Source organism: Brumimicrobium glaciale (assembly GCF_004152935.1).
GTDB lineage: Bacteria > Bacteroidota > Bacteroidia > Flavobacteriales_D > Crocinitomicaceae > Brumimicrobium > Brumimicrobium glaciale.
In genome coordinates, this window is record NZ_SETE01000002.1 from 326,377 (window position 1) to 344,837 (window position 18,461).

Here is an 18,461-nt window from a genome sequence, read left to right on the forward strand (position 1 = left end):
AAGAATTCGTTAGTTTTGTGAGTAGAATCAAATAAACAAATTAATGAAATACTTATTCTTATTTACACTACTTTTCGTTTTCGCTGCTTGTAAAGGCGATGCTAACGATGATGTCAATGCTACTTCTGAGAAAGAAGCTGAAATGGTTGAACTTCGAAACAAAGTTGCTCAATTAGAACTCGAAAGTTCACAAAAAGACGCTGCACTAAACGAAGCAATTTCTTTCTTTAATGAGGTACAAAGTAACCTTGCTAAAATTAACATTAAGGAAGAAGAAATAAGAGTAAGAAGTGACAATCCAGAAATATCAAAAGATGATCAAGAATGGATTCTACAAGAGATTCAAAATATCAACTTTTTAAGAAAGCAAAACGCACAAAGCCTTAAAAATCTAAAGCAGAAATTAAAAGAAAAAGATTTAAAGATTGCTGAGTTAGAAAACATGAGAGATCGTTTGGTAATGCAAATTCGTGCAAAAGATGAACAAATTTCTTCTTTACAAAGGACTTTGGCTGACTTAGACATGGAGTATTCAGAATTATTTGACGAGTACCAAGAACAAGTTGAAATGACTTTAGATGTCATAAAAGAATTGAATACTGTTTATTACGCTTATGGAACATTGGATGAATTAACTGCCAATAGTGTCTTAGTGAGAGAAGGTGGATTTATTGGAATTGGTCGTAAAACAAATATTGCAGCTAATTTGAATGAAAAATACTTCCAGAAAATGGATAAGACTAAAATTAAAGAAATTAGAGTTGTCGGAGATAAACCAGATTTGATAACTGACCACCCAATCGCATCTTACGAATGGAAAGGAAATAAATTGATCATTTTGGACTCCGATAAATTTTGGAAAATTTCAAATTATTTAGTGATTACTGTGAAGTAAGGAATTGATTTAAAATATTGGAAGCGTGGTGATCTTAGGGTTATCACGCTTTTTTGTTGAATGTATATCGGATATCACTCTCTAGACTGATTAATTGAACCTTATTTATTTTTTTGAACAGCGAAGGCCAATAATTATTTACTTGAATTGCAACCATGTGTCGCCAATTCTGTGGCTTATAGAGGCATATCAATAGTGGTTTTAATAACACTGCACCACTCTGTGGCGGTGATAAATATTAAAACAAATTACGAATAAGTTGAATCTTAATCATCCTTTTTTAAAAAATATAATAGTTCTCCTATTGCTGGAGATTTTTAGTTGGTGACGATAAGTTTTCTTTTTAATAAATTATGGAATTATAGATAACGACTTATCTTGGTAACCAAATTATTTATTAATTTCTATAGACTCGCCAACGTCGATTCCCTTTTCTATAATATCCTTGATTATTCACCTTCCCATTCCAAAGTTCTTCATAATAAAAAGAACCTTCCAAACCTTTATATTTTCTAGACCAATCCAGTATTTCATTGAATGAGCTTATTTGAGGATTTTTTTTAGAATATGCATACGATTTAAAATACCAAGGCCAGCCATTTCTATATTCTTCATGGTTTGAAATTCGTCCGTCACTTAAATACCATTTAAAAACACCTGTCAATAATTGCGGCGAACCTTTCTTTGGCCATACTCCAATGTGCGACATCGAATCAGCATCTACATTTCGATTTTCATAATGTTTAAATACACTTTTACCATTATCATACGACTCAAAGGCGATAAAAAATGCTTTACCTTTCACATCTATTTCAAAAAGTGAACTATCCAAATAAATTTGCCAAGTGCCATTTTTTTTTCCACTTGTATTATATTGATTTAATGAATCACTTTGTGCGAAAAATGTGAAGGGAATAAAAAGCAGTAATATTTTGAGTAAGTTTTTCATTAAATAATATTAAAATGGGTTTGAGATAGGACAAACTATTAACAAATATAATGATTACTTTTTTTTTCTAAGGTCTTCAAGCGATGTATGTTTTGCTGTAGATTCCTAAGCGTTTATTATTTAAAGACCCAATAGGACAACATTTAATGAGGATAGACAATTGTCCACTCAGCAAACGATAGAAACCATTGTAAAACCCGAAAAATTGAAATAATTAATAAAAGCTCAACTAACTATACATCTGCAAAATGCAAAAGACATCCATTTACAAGACTACGTTTTTATAAAAATTATAAAAATCAGATTTTCAAAGTTCCTCTTGAGTTTATGGTATAATCATTAATATTTGAAAATATTAAAATTGATTGCCTACAGCATTTCATTTAGCGCCTACTTTTTTTTTCAGATCGCTAATAAATATTTAGCTACTTTTTTCTCCCAAAACAGTCTCCATAAAAAACTTCACCCAAACTACTTTCATAGCTAATTTCGAAAAAAATTGAATCATTAGTAGCAAATCCTGATGAGTTTCTAACGTTAACATTATTAATGTCTTGATCAAGAACAGTAATAACATTGTTATCTACTTCACAAACTACTTCAAAAGCGGTTCCACTTAAATTCTTATTTGCATAATTTGAAATCCTTATTTTATTAGGAGAACAAGTTGAAGCCAATATCTCTAGATCATAAGATTTGTGGTCATAATCTCCTGGACTCATACCTCCAGATATTGAATCTTTTACTGCATACTCCCCTATTAAGTAATCATGGCACAAATTAGAGCTTTCTTTTTTACAAGATAGAAATGATAAAGAAAGTAGAATAGATAATGTAATTATTTGAGTGTATTTCATAATAGGTATTTTTTAAAATAGTTTAGAAGATTCATTAGACTGTTATTTTGCTGCCATTTCTAAATTAGTAAAATTTAATTTTATAGCGTATAAAAACGAAAGAATTTAATTGGGTATTGTTAGAACGTTGCTTAAATCCTAGATATTAACCGCTTTACAATATTCAAAAAAATGAGATCATAAAATTTGATCCGCCTTTATCATACCCGTTCTTTTTATCAAAATAGATAAGAATCAGGTTTCTAGATTGAAAAGAAGAGAGTTCTCCGTCTCTGATCGGATTCCTCGGCATTGTTATAAAAATCAGAATCTATAATGGTGAATAACCAAAAAAGAGATCCAGACTTGCGCTTGTAAACGTCTCAGTTGTAAATTGAGGCTACTGGATACTTTATGTAGAGTCAATCATAAAAAGCTATAATTACCAAGAGAATTATATTGACAGTATAAACTTGTTTGGGTTAACAAGCTAAGTCGCACTTCTTTTAAAAGGGATTCCGCCAGAGGTCGGTGAGCTCCTCAGTGGTTGTACTTCTTCGGAATGACAGGCTTTTCGAGCCTTGGGTGGATAGAAATATTTTAATTCTCAACAACAACCAATTGTTTATACTCTTTACCCTCTGTTCTTACTCGCATGATATACAATCCTGAATTCAAAGTAGAAACATCCATTTTAATTTCTTTATCGTTATAGTTAATGCTTTTCATCATTTTCCCCAACAAATCAAACATTTGTATTTCATAATTATCTGCGTTATGCTCCTCTGGAATGGATATATTGAAATAACCATTTCTAGATGGATTTGGATAGATTAAAATTGAATTATTTTGGTCATTTAAATCTACTGTACTTGCAGTACTTACTGATATTCCATTAATAACCATAGAGAAATCTTGGATTCCATTTACCAAGTTGTTTTTATGGGTTACGGTAACTGTGTAAACGCCTTGTGGCAAAGTATTGATATCAATTCGTTCAACATTATCTCTAAAATTATCGCCTTTTGTTGCAGCATCATCAAAATTATCAGAAGTAGCATTTGGAGTCATTACCCAAGGTTCGTAAATTTCAGCGTCTTTGGTGATTCTGACATCTAAATCATTAATCAACATTGGTGATTGACTATCTGTACCTCCAACAGGACTTCCATCAGGATCTGTCCAGGCTATTGTTAGCGCTAAGGGAGATAATCCATTTGTTTCAAAAGTAGTTGTGTATATATTCCCGTTGGTTAATGTGAGTTCATCCATTCTTGAAGTCGTACCATTATTTGAAATTACTTGTGCAGCACGTTCGGCATTGATTAGTCCCCAACCATTTTGAAAATCTGGACCATCATTCGCACCAGCTTCTTCAGTTGTTCCTAACAATAAAGCTTTAACAGTTGCTGCTTTCATATAAAGACTATTCTCGTTGCGATAATGCTGCTGTAATAATGCAATAGCTCCAGCTACAGACGGTGTAGACATCGACGTACCACTTTTAACTGAATAGTCTGTATCATTCGCATTGTCTGCTGAATAAAGTGATACACCATTTGCCACTAGATCAGGCTTTATTCTCCAGTCATCGGTTGGGCCCCAACTACTAAATGAAGATTGAGAAACAGACAATGGACTGCTATAAATACTCACATCACTTACAGCTCCAATGGACAATAAATTTTTAGCTACTGCCACGGTATAGATAAGATCGTAACCGTTATCGCTCACATTTACGCCATCATTCCGTGTGTTTCCTGCCGATTTGCACAACGTTAAATAAGGAGCGTTATACAAAATTTCATCCCATTCTCCGGCGTTAGTAGTATATGTACCATAAAGTGGAATATTACCATTCGGATTTCCTGTGCTGTAGGAATGATTCGATAAAATTCCTCCTGCAGCGCCAAAATTTGCAATTTCAGCTTCATCATTGCTGCTTCTGCGCGAAACAATAGTTGAACTTGAAGCCATTCCACGTGTGTCAGTATCAATTCCGGTTCCGATCATGGTGCAAGCTGTGTGTGTTGAATGGCTACTCACCGCTTCATTTTCAGCATGCGTAATTTTGCCCGCAAGTTCTTGATGCGTTGTTAAAGCCAAACCACCTGCTTCCCAATGTCCGATTTCTATTCCTGAACCATCAAGATTGAGTCCACTGGTTCCACCACTCCAAATTTTATCTACACGACTCGTTATTGCTGAATTTACATTATCGTCAAAATCATAAACAGGATTTCCTTGTGCATCAAATCCAGACAAATATCCTATTTCATTATTGCTATTTAGGATTTCTGTCTCTACTCCTTCCGCTAGTGCTTTTTTAAGGGCCGTAATATAATGAGTATTTGCTTTTTTCGATAACTCATTTAGTTTCTTGGTATTGGTTTGTTCTATAATTTTCAATCTGTCACTCTCACTTTGCGCTATTAATTCGGATTGAAAGAAGAATAAAACGCTAAAGAATAAAACAAGTTTTTTCGTAGTAGTTTTCATGAGTATAAATTTTGAACCATTGCTAATCTATAAAAGTAATAAATTTAAAGTATTGTTGTTCAGTAAATTGTTTCGGCTTGAGTTTTTTTTTGGAGATCATTTGAAATATCTAAACCCAACATATTTTAGTGAAGTTATTTATTAATTCAATAAAATATTGCCGTCAAATCACTTTATGTAGAAAAATTACTTTCCCTAAATTTTAAATTAGAGTTTTACAAATCGCTTATTTATAGATCCTTTTTCTGTACTCAAGACAATAAAGTAGGTTCCAGAACTTAAGTCTGAAACATCAATTTTATCAAAACCATCAATAGCTGTTTTTAAAATTTTACCTGTAAAATCGAAAATTGTTACTTTATTTAAACTTAATTCAGTTAGGATTGATAACTGATTTGAAGTAGGATTTGGATAGATGTCTACTTCTAAATTCAAATTTACTTCATTATTCAGACCTACAGTATTAGGCGTTGAACTTACGTTAATGGTAAATCCATTTGCTTTAAAAACAACACCATTTTCACCTATAGAATCACAATAAAAATCAACACAACCCGCTTGATTATCTACTGTTAAGCAAAGATAGAAAGGGCCATTACTGTTGTAATTATGAGTAGGATTTTGTTGAGTTGAAGTTGTTCCATCACCGAAATCCCATAAATAGCTTAGGTTATTACCTGTTGAACTATTTATAACATTAACACCTCCATTTGTGTCTGGATAAACAACAAACCCAGCATTACAATCCAACTGAACTGGTGCATTTGAAACTATAATTGTATCGATAAAATAATCAAAACAAGTTATCGTATTCACGGAATCATTAACAGTTAACACAACATAGTAAGTTCCATTAGTATTAAAGGTATGATTCGGGTTTTCTAAAATAGATGTCGAACCATCACCAAAAGCCCAATGAACATCGGTAAAATCTCCTGTAGAGCTATTGGTGAAAGAATAATTTCCGTTTCCATTGTCTACATAAGAATAGTCTGAAATACTATTACAAAAATTAATGGTAACACAATTCGAAGTATCTACACAATGGTTAAGGGTTAGTTCAACAGCATAAGTTCCAGGTGTACTTGGTGAGAAATACTGATTTGTTTCTCCAATAACTGTAGCGTTAGAGACGCAATCAATCCAATGATAACTGTATCCACTTTCTTCGGCAAATAACGTAAACTCATCAAATTGACTCATGTCTTTAATAAGTGTATTGTTTAAAGTAAGCGTCAGGGAAACAATTGAGTCTGTACCCATTGCAGATTGCAAAGTGTCCACATAAGTACCAGGCAGCACTGGGTCTATTAACCAATTTCCAAATTGATATGTTGTATCTTCACAATCCACTTGATCCGTTAGAAAAGTACTTCTGTGTAATCTAGCAATACCATTGCGTTTTACAGAGCCAATGTAATCAAAATTACCAGCTACAATAATACGTCCGTCAGACTGAATATCTAATGCTCTAACTTGGCCCATAGAAAAACTCTCTGGTACATCAAAAAGTGTATCTCGTTGTCCACTATTGGATAAAATAAAGGCATTTCGTGTTCCATTAGGTACACTAGGAAAAGTACCTGACACCAAAATATGGTCATCTGAAATACGATTTATTGTTTTAACCAAACTGCTTGAGTAGCCAAAATATCCAGGATTTGTTTCATTGAAAGTCGGGTCGTAAGATCCATCGGAATTTATTCCCATTAAAAGATATGGAACTTGTCCATTATTAGAGAAGGCCGTTCCTCCAATGATGTATTTACCATTATCTAGTTCCACAAAATCATAGACAGTTCCACTCAAATTGAAGTAGAAACTTCCATCTATTGTTCCATTAGCATTGAGTCTAACTACTGGATTACAACAAGCGAACTTTCCTGTAACCATTATTTTTGAATTGGAAACAATTTGAATTTTATTGGCAGACATTCCAAAAGTAACGTTATCCCACAAAGGAGAAAAGAAAGAATTGTCGTATGCTCCGTCCACCTCCAGACGTGCTATATAATCTTGAGGACTGCCATTTACGTATCGAAAATTTCCTCCCACAAGAATTTTACCATTGGGTTGAACATCTATTGAGTTAACTCCACCATGCAAAAATGTTGGACCGTTGAATGTGGTATCTACTGATCCGTCTGCATTAATACGAGCAATTCTATCTGCAGGATATCCATTTACAGAAAGAAAGTTTCCTCCAACCAAGATTTTTTGATTCGGTAAAACATAAATGTCTTGTATTTCTCCCGCTACTCCAAGACCTAACTTATTTTGAAATGCTGTGTCTAGTTCTCCATTCATATTTAAACGAGCTAAACCTCTAGAAGCTTGTCCAGCATAGTGAGTAAAACTGCCTCCAACCAAAATTTTATTATCAGGTTGAATTGCCAGTGAAAAGACAAATCCTTGCTGAATTCCTAGAGGGGGAATGATGGTTGTTCCCGTTAAATCAACCTCCGTTAAATTCGTATGCATTGCCATATTGACCTTAGTGAAAGTCCCTCCAATTGCAAGATTACCAGTGATAGTTTCAGTGATGCATTTTACACCCGGAGAATTTCCATTTATTTGAGTATTAAAAGTAGTATCTACAGTTCCATCATTATTTAATACAGCTACTCTTTTTGAAGGATGCCCGTTGAAACTGTTAAATCCACCACCAATAGCTATTTTACCGGAAGAAAGAAGTTTTAAAGCGTGTATGCTTCCACCATTTGAATTCGTGAAACTGGTGTCAATAGTTCCATTAGAATTTATTCGGTACAATTTTCCTGACGATTGAATTATAGTTTTATCGTCATCCTGTACTTGACTCTTATGCCAAAAATTTGCGACTCCTAAAAAGCTATCATATGTAAATCCAGTAACTGCAGTACCATCCGAATTCAACTTTGCATAACCTTTACAGCTGATTCCATTTAGAGATGTAAAGTCTCCAGTTATTATTATCTCACCGGTACTCAACAAACCAATATCGTGAATGTAACTAATTGTTCCATTGACGAGAAATGTTGAATCAATAGTTCCATCTGTATTCAATCGGATAATTTTACTCGGACTCCCATTCCAACCTGTAAAATTCCCTGCAACAAGAATTTTACCATTTGGCTGGATTTTAATTTTCCTCACATAACCTCCTGGCGTTGGACCAGTATCAAAAGTTGTGTCCACTGTCCCATCTGAATTTAATCTTACAATATTTCTATAACCTAGATTTGTTACGCTGATACCACCTCCAACAATTATTTTCCCATCTCCTTGAACATCTAAGCCGCTAATGCTGAACCCAAGATCAAACTGAGATTGATTGAATGAAGTATCGAGTGCTCCTGATGAAGTTATACGAGTGATGTATTTTTTTAACTCACCATTGTAATTCAGAAACTCACCCGCTACAATTCTTTTACCATCCAATTGCTCATATATAATTTTCACTTCATCATCAGGACCAATATAAGTTCCAAATAATGTGGTGTCGTATGGGTTAAACGAAAGATCTACTTCGCCATGTTGACCTATAGCACAATGAACGATGAGTAAATTAAGTATTAGAAAAGATGCAAATTTAAATTTCATAAGTAGGATATTTCATTTGACTTCAAAATTAGTGAATTTATCTTAAATAGATGATGTTCTTGAAAATGAGTCTTTTATTCATTAATATATATTGAAAAATCTGATTTTTCTATGAGCTCTCCGATTGGTTCAGCATAAAGTCCCTTGCTTTTTAGAATAGATTCTACTTTTTGAGCAGCTTCTTTCTTTACAGCAATGAGTAATCCTCCGCTGGTTTGTGGATCACACAAGATATGTCTTTGTCTTTCGTCTTCAATATTCAACTTATGTCCGTAGCTTTCCCAGTTTCTTAATGTTCCCCCTGGAATACATTGTTGATCAAGATAGCTATGTATTTCTTTGAAAATCGGAACTTTACTATAATTGATATGCGCTGATACATTGCTTCCTTCACACACTTCCAATAAATGTCCCATTAACCCAAATCCAGTTACATCTGTTAAAGCGGTAACGGCATCAATTTCTGAGAGTGCTAATCCAACATCATTTAAAATGATCATCGAATTGGTGGCAATGTCTTTGTGTTCCTTTTCTAGTAACCCTTTCTTTTGTGCGGTGGCTAAAATACCAATACCTAAAGGTTTGGTTAGGTAAAGAATACTTCCTGATTGCGCGGTATCATTGCATTTTAAATTAGCGATTACAGCTGATCCTGTAACTGCAAGTCCAAAGATAGGTTCTGGATTATCAATACTGTGTCCGCCAGCCAATATAATATTTGCATCAGCACAGGCTTTTCTGCCTCCTTCCATTACTTGCGCAGCAACTTCAGGAGCTAATTTATCAATGGGCCAACCTAAGATAGCAATTGCCATTAAAGGCTTTCCTCCCATTGCATATACATCGCTGATTGCATTAGTAGCAGCAATTCTTCCAAAAGTGAAAGGGTCGTCCACTATAGGTAAGAAAAAATCTGTTGTACTAATGATGGCTGTTCCATTTCCCATATCATAAACAGCAGCATCATCTCTAGTATCGTTACCTACTAAAAGACGCGGGTCTTCAATTTTAGGTGTACTCGTTTTTAATATTGTAGTTAATACTTTTGGTGATATTTTGCAGCCACAACCGGCACCGTGACTAAAACTTGTTAATTTTATTGGTTCATCCATTATTTTCATCTATTAAGCGTATTAAAATATCCGCAATTTCTTCATGATTCGCGGAGGTGATTTCAAGTTCTTGAATTGAAGATTCTTGACGTTTTTGTAATCCTTTTAAGTAGTATTTATCGTAATAGAAAAGGATAATCTCTACAACTTTATAATAATTTTTATTTTCAAGCGCATCCAAAGCAAATTTAGCTTTATCATATCCAAGCTTTTTACCTATTCGACCAATTGCATCTGCCAATTTATCCTGACTTAAACTAGCGTAAGTATCAACAAGGTGTTCTATTCTTTTCTCAATAGGAACATTTAAGAAATAGACAGGCATTTCCTTCATTTTAATATAAAATAGATTAGGAATTATTACAGTCCCAATTATTCTGCTTTCATCCTCAATCCAAATAGGTAGGATCGGATTTAAACTACGTAATTTTGAACATAGATTGTTTTCGAATTGCTCTGTTGTTGGCTGAGGTTGAAGATCTATTCCTCCAAATGCTGACCCTCTATGGTTTGCCAATCCTTCTAAGTCAATCACTTGTCGCCCTTTATTTTCTAAAAAATGCAGTATTTCAGTTTTGCCTGTCCCTGTATATCCACCTAAAATTTTAAGATTAAAGGGTTGTTCAAAATAGTGTAATACATAATTTCTAAAAGCTTTGTATCCTTTTTCTATAACGTAAACTTTATTAAATCCATTTTCGATAAGATGATCGGCAAAAGCATTACTTCTCATTCCTCCTCGCCAACAATGAACTACAACTTCATTTTCAGGAGCAACGCCAACAGATTGAGTGAAAAAATCATTTAGTTTGGGAATTACAAACTCATATCCAAGTTCAATAGCCCTTTCTTTTGACTCTTTTTTATAGGCCGTTCCAACTATTGCACGTTCTTCATTTGTAAATAAATCAATATTGTGAGCATTGGGAATATGTCCTTTCTCAAACTCTCCTGGCGACCTAACATCAATGATTGGAATGTGTTCTAAATTCTGATAGTAAAAGTCTACGGTAATGATTTGTTTCATTTTAAAGTCCATGTAATTTTTCAGCGGTAAACTGTATTCATTAAGAGAGACTCTAAATTTAAATAAAAACCTCAATAATTTTAGTATTAAATACAATACTGTAGGCATAGAATTTATATATGCTTCAATTGCAAATAGTAAGGTAAAAATAGATATTTCTCTTGGCAATTTTCCCGACAGGCATTTAAAAGTAAAAGGTTTTTACAGGATAATCGCTAAAGTCAGTTTAGATGACTTTATTCTTTGTTTAGCGAGTCAAGCATTTTTAACACTTTTTCCATGGTCAAAGAGTCTTGTTTATTTATCTCACTAACATCGAAACTTATTTTTTCACCAATAGTTACCGTGTTTTCAGTATAGCTTTTAAGAACGACATATATTTTATTGTTTTCTTTCGCTTTAAAAAAAGTATCATTTTCGGACAGTCTATTGTATTTAGGTTTGTCAGCATAATACTCTAATGTTAAACTATCAATATCCACTCCTCTATGAGAATTATGATCAAATAGTTTTCAGGATTTTCTGACGTAAACCTAGCTATAGTATCATAATAGACTTTATCAATATAAGATTTATAGGTGTCTTTTGGATTGTTCGGTAAAAAATCAATTTCTTCAATTTTTTTCAGATTGAAAATTTCGTGCGTGTTAATTGCGGTGTTTTTAATGATTAATTTAAGTTTGTCACTTCTCTTTTCAATTGAAATTTCGACATCCTTCTTATAATAGGCATGGTAACTTGTATACTTATCTTTGCTTTTAATAAAAACGTGGTTTGCATGGAAGTCAGCTCCTTGAGTTGCATTATCTGATCCAATATCAAATTTCCTTAATTCATAAAGAACAATGTTTCTACGTTTACTTTTTTTGAAAGTAAAGTTTTAAGTTCTTCTAATTTTTCTGCTCTTCACCCACATAAAATAAGGTTGTTTCCCTCTACTGCAAGTCTAATAGCTGTTGCTTTTCCTATTCCAGAAGTCGCTCCTGTAAATAAAATATTTTTATTCATTTTTGTCAATTCGTGATGCATAAAGGTTAAATATACATTTTCAGAAATTAATAGTTCGAATATTTTTGAATTAAAGAATTTTAGTCATTTTATTCTGGTGATTGCAGTATCAATTTCATCGCCGTTAAAAATGAATCGCTGTTTTATTATAATTGCTATACACCCATGTTCCTGCCTCATAGATAAAGCAAAAATAAGATTTCGGCTCACTCACATAATTTTTATCTCTTAGCTCAATGAGTAGATCTTCTTCTCCGTCTTCATTAACGTCAATTAACTGCATATTTACTTTTACTCTCTCATCAAAACCTTCTAAACGGTTTGTTATGAATATTTTCTGTATTTCATCTGTTGGTGTCAAGAAATCGCCAAATGGTGGCAACCAAAAACCAGTTTGCATTGAAATATCCATCGGGATTGTCAATTCCATTCCATTCGCTGTTTCAATTTCCGTTGACATAGAGATAGCGTATCCTCCAAACATACTGGTGTCTTTGTAATTCAATAATAATTTCAATTGCATCTTTCCATAGGTTTTACTCTCTACTTTGTGTGATGAAATAGCTAATGAGGCTTGTGGTAAAACCCTGTAAGAATGCCCATGGTTTGACGCTAATATCTGACCTTTTTCATTAATTACATATCTCTTTGAAGAATAGGTTTTATAAATAAAATTATTCATATCGGAATTGATTTCATCGAAATCTACTATTTCTTTGTTAATGAACATTTCTTCTGGAGTAAAAACGGTATTTACTCTTGAAAAACTCTCTACATAATCACCTTGACCAATTAAAATATGGTCTACATAATTTCCTTTCAAATCATAATTCACTAAATAGGTTTCATATGAATTATCGTACTGAAAATCAACAACAATACTATAAATATTTTCACTTAAATCAACTGTCCCCGTGATAAAAACGTCTGTAAACTTTTTGCAAATATTTACTAAATAAAGTTTCGCGTAAGCTTCATCATCAATACGCAGTTTCTTCTGTCCCTTTTTATTCTGCTCGGCATGAAGAGGCAGAACAATTGTGTTTTCATTGAGTTCTCCAGTGGTGTATAATTTTGATACAAAAATCTCGCTTTTATTGAGATTAGGGTATCCTTTCAACTGAATGTTTTTTGGAAATAGCGGTTTAGTGTTACTCAATTTACTCTTTAAAAGATATAAATTATCGTTTTTGATTTCATTTTTGTGATAACGACTAACGTAATATTGATTCTCGTAAAACAAATCAGAAATAGGCTCATTTAAAATTAAAAACCTATCTCCGGGAGGCAAACTGTCTGTCTTTTTTGAATTCAGAGTAGGCTGATCAAATAGGAATTCCTGTGAAGTACTTGCATTGTATTTAAAGATATATTTCCCCGATTTTTTGAATTTTTGTTCTTTAATAGGACTGAATTCGTGAAATGGATCAATCGTGAATAATAAATCTCCCTCTTCGATTACAATAATTACATTGCTTTTAGCTCCATAATAATCACCAATAATTTCTCCTTTATCAAAGCGGACATTTTCTATGAATCTATCCTCATAACCATCACTATATGAATTGTATTGTATAAAAACAGAGTCAGTCTTAGGGTTTTTAGAAATGTTTAATGTTTCGGCATTCTGCCCATATTGCCAGATTCCAATAAAATCATAAATAGTGGGCTTAGGAGATGAACTTGCTTTCGATCCGAGGTTTTCAGTTTCAACATGATTTGTTTCTAAAATTGAAAGTTCGTTTTGAGCAAATAAATGAATAGGAATTAAAAGAAAAAAGGATATAAATTGTTTCATATTTTCAATAATTATAAAGGTGAGATTGTAAGTGATTATTGGGGAAAGTAAATATAGTTAAATTCAATTGGTTCGTGTAATTAATGAGTCTTTCCATTATTGGTTTATCTATTGAAATAATGCTAATAATTACGAGTATAATTAGTTGCAAATTCTCTTTTAACACATATATAATGCCAAGAATAACGCAATATAAATTTTACTCACTTTCTGATTGATAAAAGAGCATATAATTAAAATACAGTAGCTTAGTTATGGCTTTAATTAACATCATCTTTTAAAATCCAATCCTTTTGTATTAATGCATTGTAATCATCCGTGAAATTTCCAGCCTCTTCTTTTCCTCGCCAATTTTCAACCAAATGTATGTCCTTTTCTAGACCTTGCCACATATCCATATTTGCATGCTCAAGTATTATTACTTGTACCTCATGATTAGTTCTCTCCATGAATATTTTACATACCTCAAATATCTTCTTTGTATTTGTTTTGTCCTCGGATTCCTCTGTACTTAATTTTTTCTTATCCGCAATTCTATCTGGGAAGTAAACTTGACTTGGTTGATCCAGAACCAAAATTGTTGGAACATAATTCTTCTTTCCTGATTCCTTTAGATTATAGAAAAATTCGTGAATCCCCAGCATAGTCGCTAGATGATAGCACATGTAATTTGAACCACTACCTATTTTGTTTAAAAAAGTTGTTGATTTATTTAGCTTATCCTCAATTCTAATACCTAAATGTTTATCCGGATCAAGTAAAACATTGCAATGTTCTCTGTTTTCTATAGGTAAAATATCTACGTATGTTTTAATTGTTTTTGTCAGCCTTTCTAAAGTCGATTCTTTATTAAATTTTTTCCTTAATCCAGAGACTTTAGTTTTCTTAGTATGTAGTTCACCAATAATTTTCTTAAGCTGCTCGTCATATTGATCAGATGGTGACTCAATATGTTTTAAGAAATTAGAAACTTTTCCAACAAACTCATAAACTCCCTGATATGAGTTTTGATCTTCTTCTAATTCTTTATTTAAAATACCGATAACGCTATCGACTTGTTTCATCTTCTCTTCAAGAACTGAAATTCTATTTCTTAAGCTCAATTTTTCTTTTTCGAATGAAAAAACTTCATCTTTTTTGCTGTCTAATAAGTTGATGTTCTGACTATTGACCTCACTAAGTTTTTGAAGATTTTCAAGAGCTTTTTTTGAGTTAGAATCACAGAAAGGGCACAAATCATTTCCCTTTCTTTGAAGAAACCAATTTACAGGTTTTAATCTAGTCTCAATTTCTTTGGAAACATTTTCAATATAATCATCTTTGGTTGCTTCAAATTTAAGAATTTGATTATATTCCATTTTATTCTCTTGTAAACTTCTTAATGTATCTCTTCTTTGAACATCTAACTCCTTGAGCTTTGTGCTAAAAAGAAGTCCAGAACCTTTTTTGTAAGTGTTACTCTTTCTGACTTCATTGAAAACAGATTCCAATTCATCCCTAATTTGGGTAACATTTGAACTGATGATATTTATGTCAGTACTCGATAAACCAAGTTTTATAGCCTCACTGTAATATTCATACATCTCCTCTTTCCAATTCTCATATCGAAGTGTGATATCTTCAATTTTGTCCTTTATTTTCCGCTCTATTTTCTCGAGTTCTTTTATTTCTGAATCAAGAATTAGTATTTCATAAGATTTGTATCCTAAAGCTAATGGAAAAAATATTTTTAATCTATCTATATAATAGAACTCCTCAGTCTTATAGAAAATCGTATTTCCATTTGCAATTAGACCCTGAGGTTGAAATAGAAATGAGCTAGTACTTCTAAATCCTATTGTCAATGGCTTGTCTGTAAAAAAAGAATCTTCTTCCAAATTTTGAAAGCCACCTTTTGTATTTAGAATTTGAACAAGACTTTCTTTATTAATTTTGTATTTATCTAGGTTTTCCTTCCACTTATTTGTGTTAAAATCAGGGTACTCACCTTTTGAAGACACCTCTTGATAATACATTATATCTGAACTTTTACCTGTTTGCCCAGGACTGTTTCTTCCAATAAACGCATACGTTCCATTAATAATTACTTTAAGCGCAAAAACGGAGACCATATTTCTAATCCTACCTATTGGAATGTTTGGCTCAGTATTTCCTAAGCAATAATCAATGATTTCGATTATGGAAGACTTACCTCTTTTGCTATAACCAGAAATAACGTTTACCTTTTTATAATTGAAAGGTAATATTCTTGGTTTCAAATCTGTATTGACTGGGTATAGTATTATATCTTTTACTTTTAAATCCATGTTAAAATCTAATGTTTAGTGTCAGTTGAAGCATTTTTTCATCTTTCCTCCCAAAAATATTTCCTAATCGAAATGATGCTTTACGAATATCTCCAAAATATTGATCTGGTATTTTCATCTTGTTCAATATGCTCTTATTTTGATATTTTTCTGTGATTCCTATTCTCATAGACTTTTTATCCAATGTGAATATTCCTTTATTAAATCCTAAGTTCAAACTGTCAAAAGTTTGTGTTGACATTTTGTTAGCAAGCTCTTGAAGCCCAAGAGTTAGAGTTTTATCTTTAGAAATAGCAGTGTAAAGCTCTCTTGAGGATATAAATGTTTCAACGGAAGAATTTTCAAACACAATTGGAAGAACGTAAAATAGATGATTAATATGGGGTGAAATTGTTTTGCTTTTTGAATCTTTAGTCACCGCATTATAGCCAAGGATGAAACTTTGAATTGCGATTACACCTATTGTTGTATTTTGAAGAATGTCAAATAAATCTAATTCTTTATTCATATCGTATACTTTTTAATCCAACTAGGATTCCACCCTATTTTAGGTTCATTAGATAATTTTAAAAAAGTTCCATTTTGAACGTATTTATTAGAATTATTAAAATCGAATGTATTCATAAAGTCTAGTTTAACATCCAACATTATTTCATCAAAAATTTTGATGGCTATATTATTCTGTTCTTCATCGGAATAATGACTTTTATCCTTTGGAGCATGTTTTCTTTTTACTTTTTTCCAGATATCTATACATGATTCTTTAAAATCTTCGTAATCGGGTTTAGTAAAAGTGTTCATTGAGGTAATCAAATGAGAAATTTCGATGTCACATAGAATAAAGTCCATGACCGCATCTTTGACTATTTCCTCCTTATCCTCAATATCTCTTTCGATATCTTCAATTTGTTGAATGTAGGTATCACTTCTTATTTCTGTCAAATTGATTTTTAGAAATTCAGGGATATCTTTTTTATTCCTGAACAATGCCTTTTTTAATGGGTGAACTTTCCGAAGGTGATCATATTTTTCCTCAAAATCTTTCTTTGTAAATTGTGCTTCATTTTCATTGACCCAATTTTCTTTTGATCTACTCACAACCCAACCTAGAAAGTTATCGTATAGATTAGATTTATATGAATCATCTGTGATTGAGCCTAATTGAATTGAATCAAAAAAGTCATCTTTTAGTTGATATTTTTCTTTAAAAGAAAATTTTGATAGAATAATTTTCAAATTTGATAGATCATTTAATACTAAATCTATTCTTTTGAGAGTGGCATCTATAGCCGGTGATTTTTTTTCTTTGTTTGCATTCTCTTTGATTTTTTTTTCTTGATTAATTTTTATATTTTTAATCTTATCAACAACGACTTCAAACTTTTCAATTCCGAATTCCCTGACAATAGAAGTCAATGGTATTTTTACGTTGGTAATAGCAATGAAATTATTCCCCTCAACTATATGTCCTTTCTTGAGTTTATCCAACCAATTAACCAGTGTCTTCCACAAATCAACAGAAGTGCTACCAAAGGTTGATCCAGTCATAGAAATGCTATGCTTTGCTTGCATTGTTAAAATGTAATGACCTTTTTCATCCTGAATAGCCAAGTCATCCATTCTTTCAATAGACAAAACATCATCTTTACTCATTTTAGCTAATTCGACCAAGGCGAGTTCAAATTGATATATATATCCTGCCGCAGGACCTTTCGCAGAATCACTCATACTCTAACTTTTTAATTAGCCTCAACATATTGATAACTCTTATATTTTTTAGCAACTAATTTAACAATTATTTCTTAACCACTCTTTCAACAGCAAATAAACACCTCGCCTACCCTCAATCTTCTTCAATAATTCCTTATCAAAATCTGAAACATAATTTTGATCTTGACTCTCTCCTTTAATAGCAAAATGTTGATAGGTATGTCGGAAATTCCAACATACTCAATTCTCATCCAACTCTTCATCTTCAAATATTATTTTTAAGATGCTCAGTAATGATAGAATGTCCTTTTTTAAAAGCTCTGAATAAAGATTTTTAATCATAGCCCATCAAAATAATCACTCTAAATCACAGTACAGACATTTTAAATTGCACTACCCTCCTTTCCGCTTCGTTTTATACCCATCCTTCTCCAAAAGCTCCATCACCTTATCTCTGTGATTTCCTTGAATTAAAATTTCGCCATCTTTTACAGTTCCTCCGCCTCCGCAGGAAGATTTTAACTTTTTCCCTAAATCTTTCAAATCGTCTTCAGTACCTACGAAACCTTCAACAAGGGTGACATCTTTTCCTTTTCTTTGCTTGCGGTCTATGGAAACATACAGCAATTGTTGGTTGTTTTCTAAGGTTTCCTCTTCCATTTCTTCTTCATCGTTGTAACCGAAATTTGGATTTGTGCTGTAAACTACATTTTCGCGTTTTTTACTGTTTTTTCCCATA

At 32.4% G+C, this 18,461-nt stretch carries 13 protein-coding genes; 1 reads left to right on the forward strand and 12 read right to left on the reverse strand.

What is annotated here, in order from left to right; all coding sequences use genetic code 11:
- Positions 1 to 43 precede the first annotated feature (43 nt).
- Positions 44 to 895 carry a Cbp1 family collagen-binding glycoprotein adhesin gene (locus ERX46_RS05095; RefSeq protein WP_130092761.1) on the forward strand — a complete coding sequence of 284 codons (852 nt, stop codon included), beginning with the start codon at positions 44 to 46 and terminating at the stop codon, positions 893 to 895.
- Positions 896 to 1,292: 397 nt separating this feature from the next.
- Here ERX46_RS05095 and ERX46_RS05100 read toward each other — a convergent pair whose 3' ends face one another.
- The 12 genes from ERX46_RS05100 to ERX46_RS05160 all read right to left on the reverse strand — a co-directional run bounded on the left by ERX46_RS05100 (position 1,293) and on the right by ERX46_RS05160 (position 18,460).
- Positions 1,293 to 1,844 (reverse strand): hypothetical protein, encoded by a 552-nt coding sequence (locus tag ERX46_RS05100; RefSeq protein ID WP_130092762.1) that lies wholly within the window; start codon positions 1,842 to 1,844, stop codon positions 1,293 to 1,295.
- A 425-nt stretch (positions 1,845 to 2,269) separates the two neighbouring features.
- On the reverse strand, positions 2,270 to 2,701 hold the full coding sequence (locus ERX46_RS05105; protein WP_130092763.1) for a hypothetical protein: 432 nt from the start codon (positions 2,699 to 2,701) through the stop codon (positions 2,270 to 2,272).
- A gap of 579 nt (positions 2,702 to 3,280) precedes the next feature.
- The gene (locus ERX46_RS05110; protein ID WP_130092764.1) at positions 3,281 to 5,179 is read right to left on the reverse strand and encodes a S8 family serine peptidase; all 1,899 of its coding nucleotides are present in this window, start codon (positions 5,177 to 5,179) and stop codon (positions 3,281 to 3,283) included.
- A gap of 207 nt (positions 5,180 to 5,386) precedes the next feature.
- Entirely contained in the window at positions 5,387 to 8,761 is a 3,375-nt protein-coding gene (locus tag ERX46_RS05115) for a PKD domain-containing protein (protein ID WP_130092765.1), read from the reverse strand.
- Between the two features lie 74 nt (positions 8,762 to 8,835).
- Entirely contained in the window at positions 8,836 to 9,873 is a 1,038-nt protein-coding gene (gene selD / locus ERX46_RS05120) for a selenide, water dikinase SelD (protein ID WP_130092766.1), read from the reverse strand.
- Positions 9,866 to 10,900, reverse strand: coding sequence for a tRNA 2-selenouridine(34) synthase MnmH (gene mnmH, locus ERX46_RS05125; RefSeq protein ID WP_130092767.1), 1,035 nt, complete (start codon positions 10,898 to 10,900; stop codon positions 9,866 to 9,868). Before mnmH ends, selD begins: the two co-directional genes overlap by 8 nt.
- A 236-nt stretch (positions 10,901 to 11,136) precedes the next feature.
- Positions 11,137 to 11,382 carry a hypothetical protein gene (locus ERX46_RS05130; RefSeq protein WP_130092768.1) on the reverse strand — a complete coding sequence of 82 codons (246 nt, stop codon included), beginning with the start codon at positions 11,380 to 11,382 and terminating at the stop codon, positions 11,137 to 11,139.
- Between the two features lie 650 nt (positions 11,383 to 12,032).
- On the reverse strand, positions 12,033 to 13,706 hold the full coding sequence (locus ERX46_RS05140; protein ID WP_130092769.1) for a hypothetical protein: 1,674 nt from the start codon (positions 13,704 to 13,706) through the stop codon (positions 12,033 to 12,035).
- 260 nt (positions 13,707 to 13,966) lie between these two features.
- A complete protein-coding gene (locus ERX46_RS05145; protein ID WP_130092770.1) occupies positions 13,967 to 16,012 on the reverse strand; it encodes a DUF3732 domain-containing protein in 2,046 nt (681 codons plus the stop codon).
- A gap of 1 nt (position 16,013) precedes the next feature.
- On the reverse strand, positions 16,014 to 16,520 hold the full coding sequence (locus tag ERX46_RS05150) for a three component ABC system middle component (RefSeq protein ID WP_130092771.1): 507 nt from the start codon (positions 16,518 to 16,520) through the stop codon (positions 16,014 to 16,016).
- Positions 16,517 to 17,740: an ABC-three component system protein gene (locus tag ERX46_RS05155; RefSeq protein WP_130092772.1), complete on the reverse strand. Its 1,224-nt coding sequence runs from the start codon at positions 17,738 to 17,740 to the stop codon at positions 16,517 to 16,519. The genes ERX46_RS05150 and ERX46_RS05155 overlap by 4 nt, the downstream gene beginning before the upstream one ends.
- Positions 17,741 to 18,115: 375 nt before the next feature.
- Positions 18,116 to 18,460 (reverse strand): translation initiation factor, encoded by a 345-nt coding sequence (locus ERX46_RS05160; RefSeq protein WP_207214124.1) that lies wholly within the window; start codon positions 18,458 to 18,460, stop codon positions 18,116 to 18,118.
- Position 18,461 lies beyond the last annotated feature (1 nt).

Coding starts and splice junctions, on each gene's coding strand:
- ERX46_RS05095 (WP_130092761.1), top strand. CDS start 44: ATGAAATACTTATTCTTATTTACACTACTTTTCGTTTTCGCTGCTTGT.
- ERX46_RS05100 (WP_130092762.1), bottom strand. CDS start 1,844: ATGAAAAACTTACTCAAAATATTACTGCTTTTTATTCCCTTCACATTT.
- ERX46_RS05105 (WP_130092763.1), bottom strand. CDS start 2,701: ATGAAATACACTCAAATAATTACATTATCTATTCTACTTTCTTTATCA.
- ERX46_RS05110 (WP_130092764.1), bottom strand. CDS start 5,179: ATGAAAACTACTACGAAAAAACTTGTTTTATTCTTTAGCGTTTTATTC.
- ERX46_RS05115 (WP_130092765.1), bottom strand. CDS start 8,761: ATGAAATTTAAATTTGCATCTTTTCTAATACTTAATTTACTCATCGTT.
- selD (WP_130092766.1), bottom strand. CDS start 9,873: ATGGATGAACCAATAAAATTAACAAGTTTTAGTCACGGTGCCGGTTGT.
- mnmH (WP_130092767.1), bottom strand. CDS start 10,900: ATGAAACAAATCATTACCGTAGACTTTTACTATCAGAATTTAGAACAC.
- ERX46_RS05140 (WP_130092769.1), bottom strand. CDS start 13,706: ATGAAACAATTTATATCCTTTTTTCTTTTAATTCCTATTCATTTATTT.
- ERX46_RS05145 (WP_130092770.1), bottom strand. CDS start 16,012: ATGGATTTAAAAGTAAAAGATATAATACTATACCCAGTCAATACAGAT.
- ERX46_RS05150 (WP_130092771.1), bottom strand. CDS start 16,520: ATGAATAAAGAATTAGATTTATTTGACATTCTTCAAAATACAACAATA.
- ERX46_RS05155 (WP_130092772.1), bottom strand. CDS start 17,740: ATGAGTGATTCTGCGAAAGGTCCTGCGGCAGGATATATATATCAATTT.
- ERX46_RS05160 (WP_207214124.1), bottom strand. CDS start 18,460: ATGGGAAAAAACAGTAAAAAACGCGAAAATGTAGTTTACAGCACAAAT.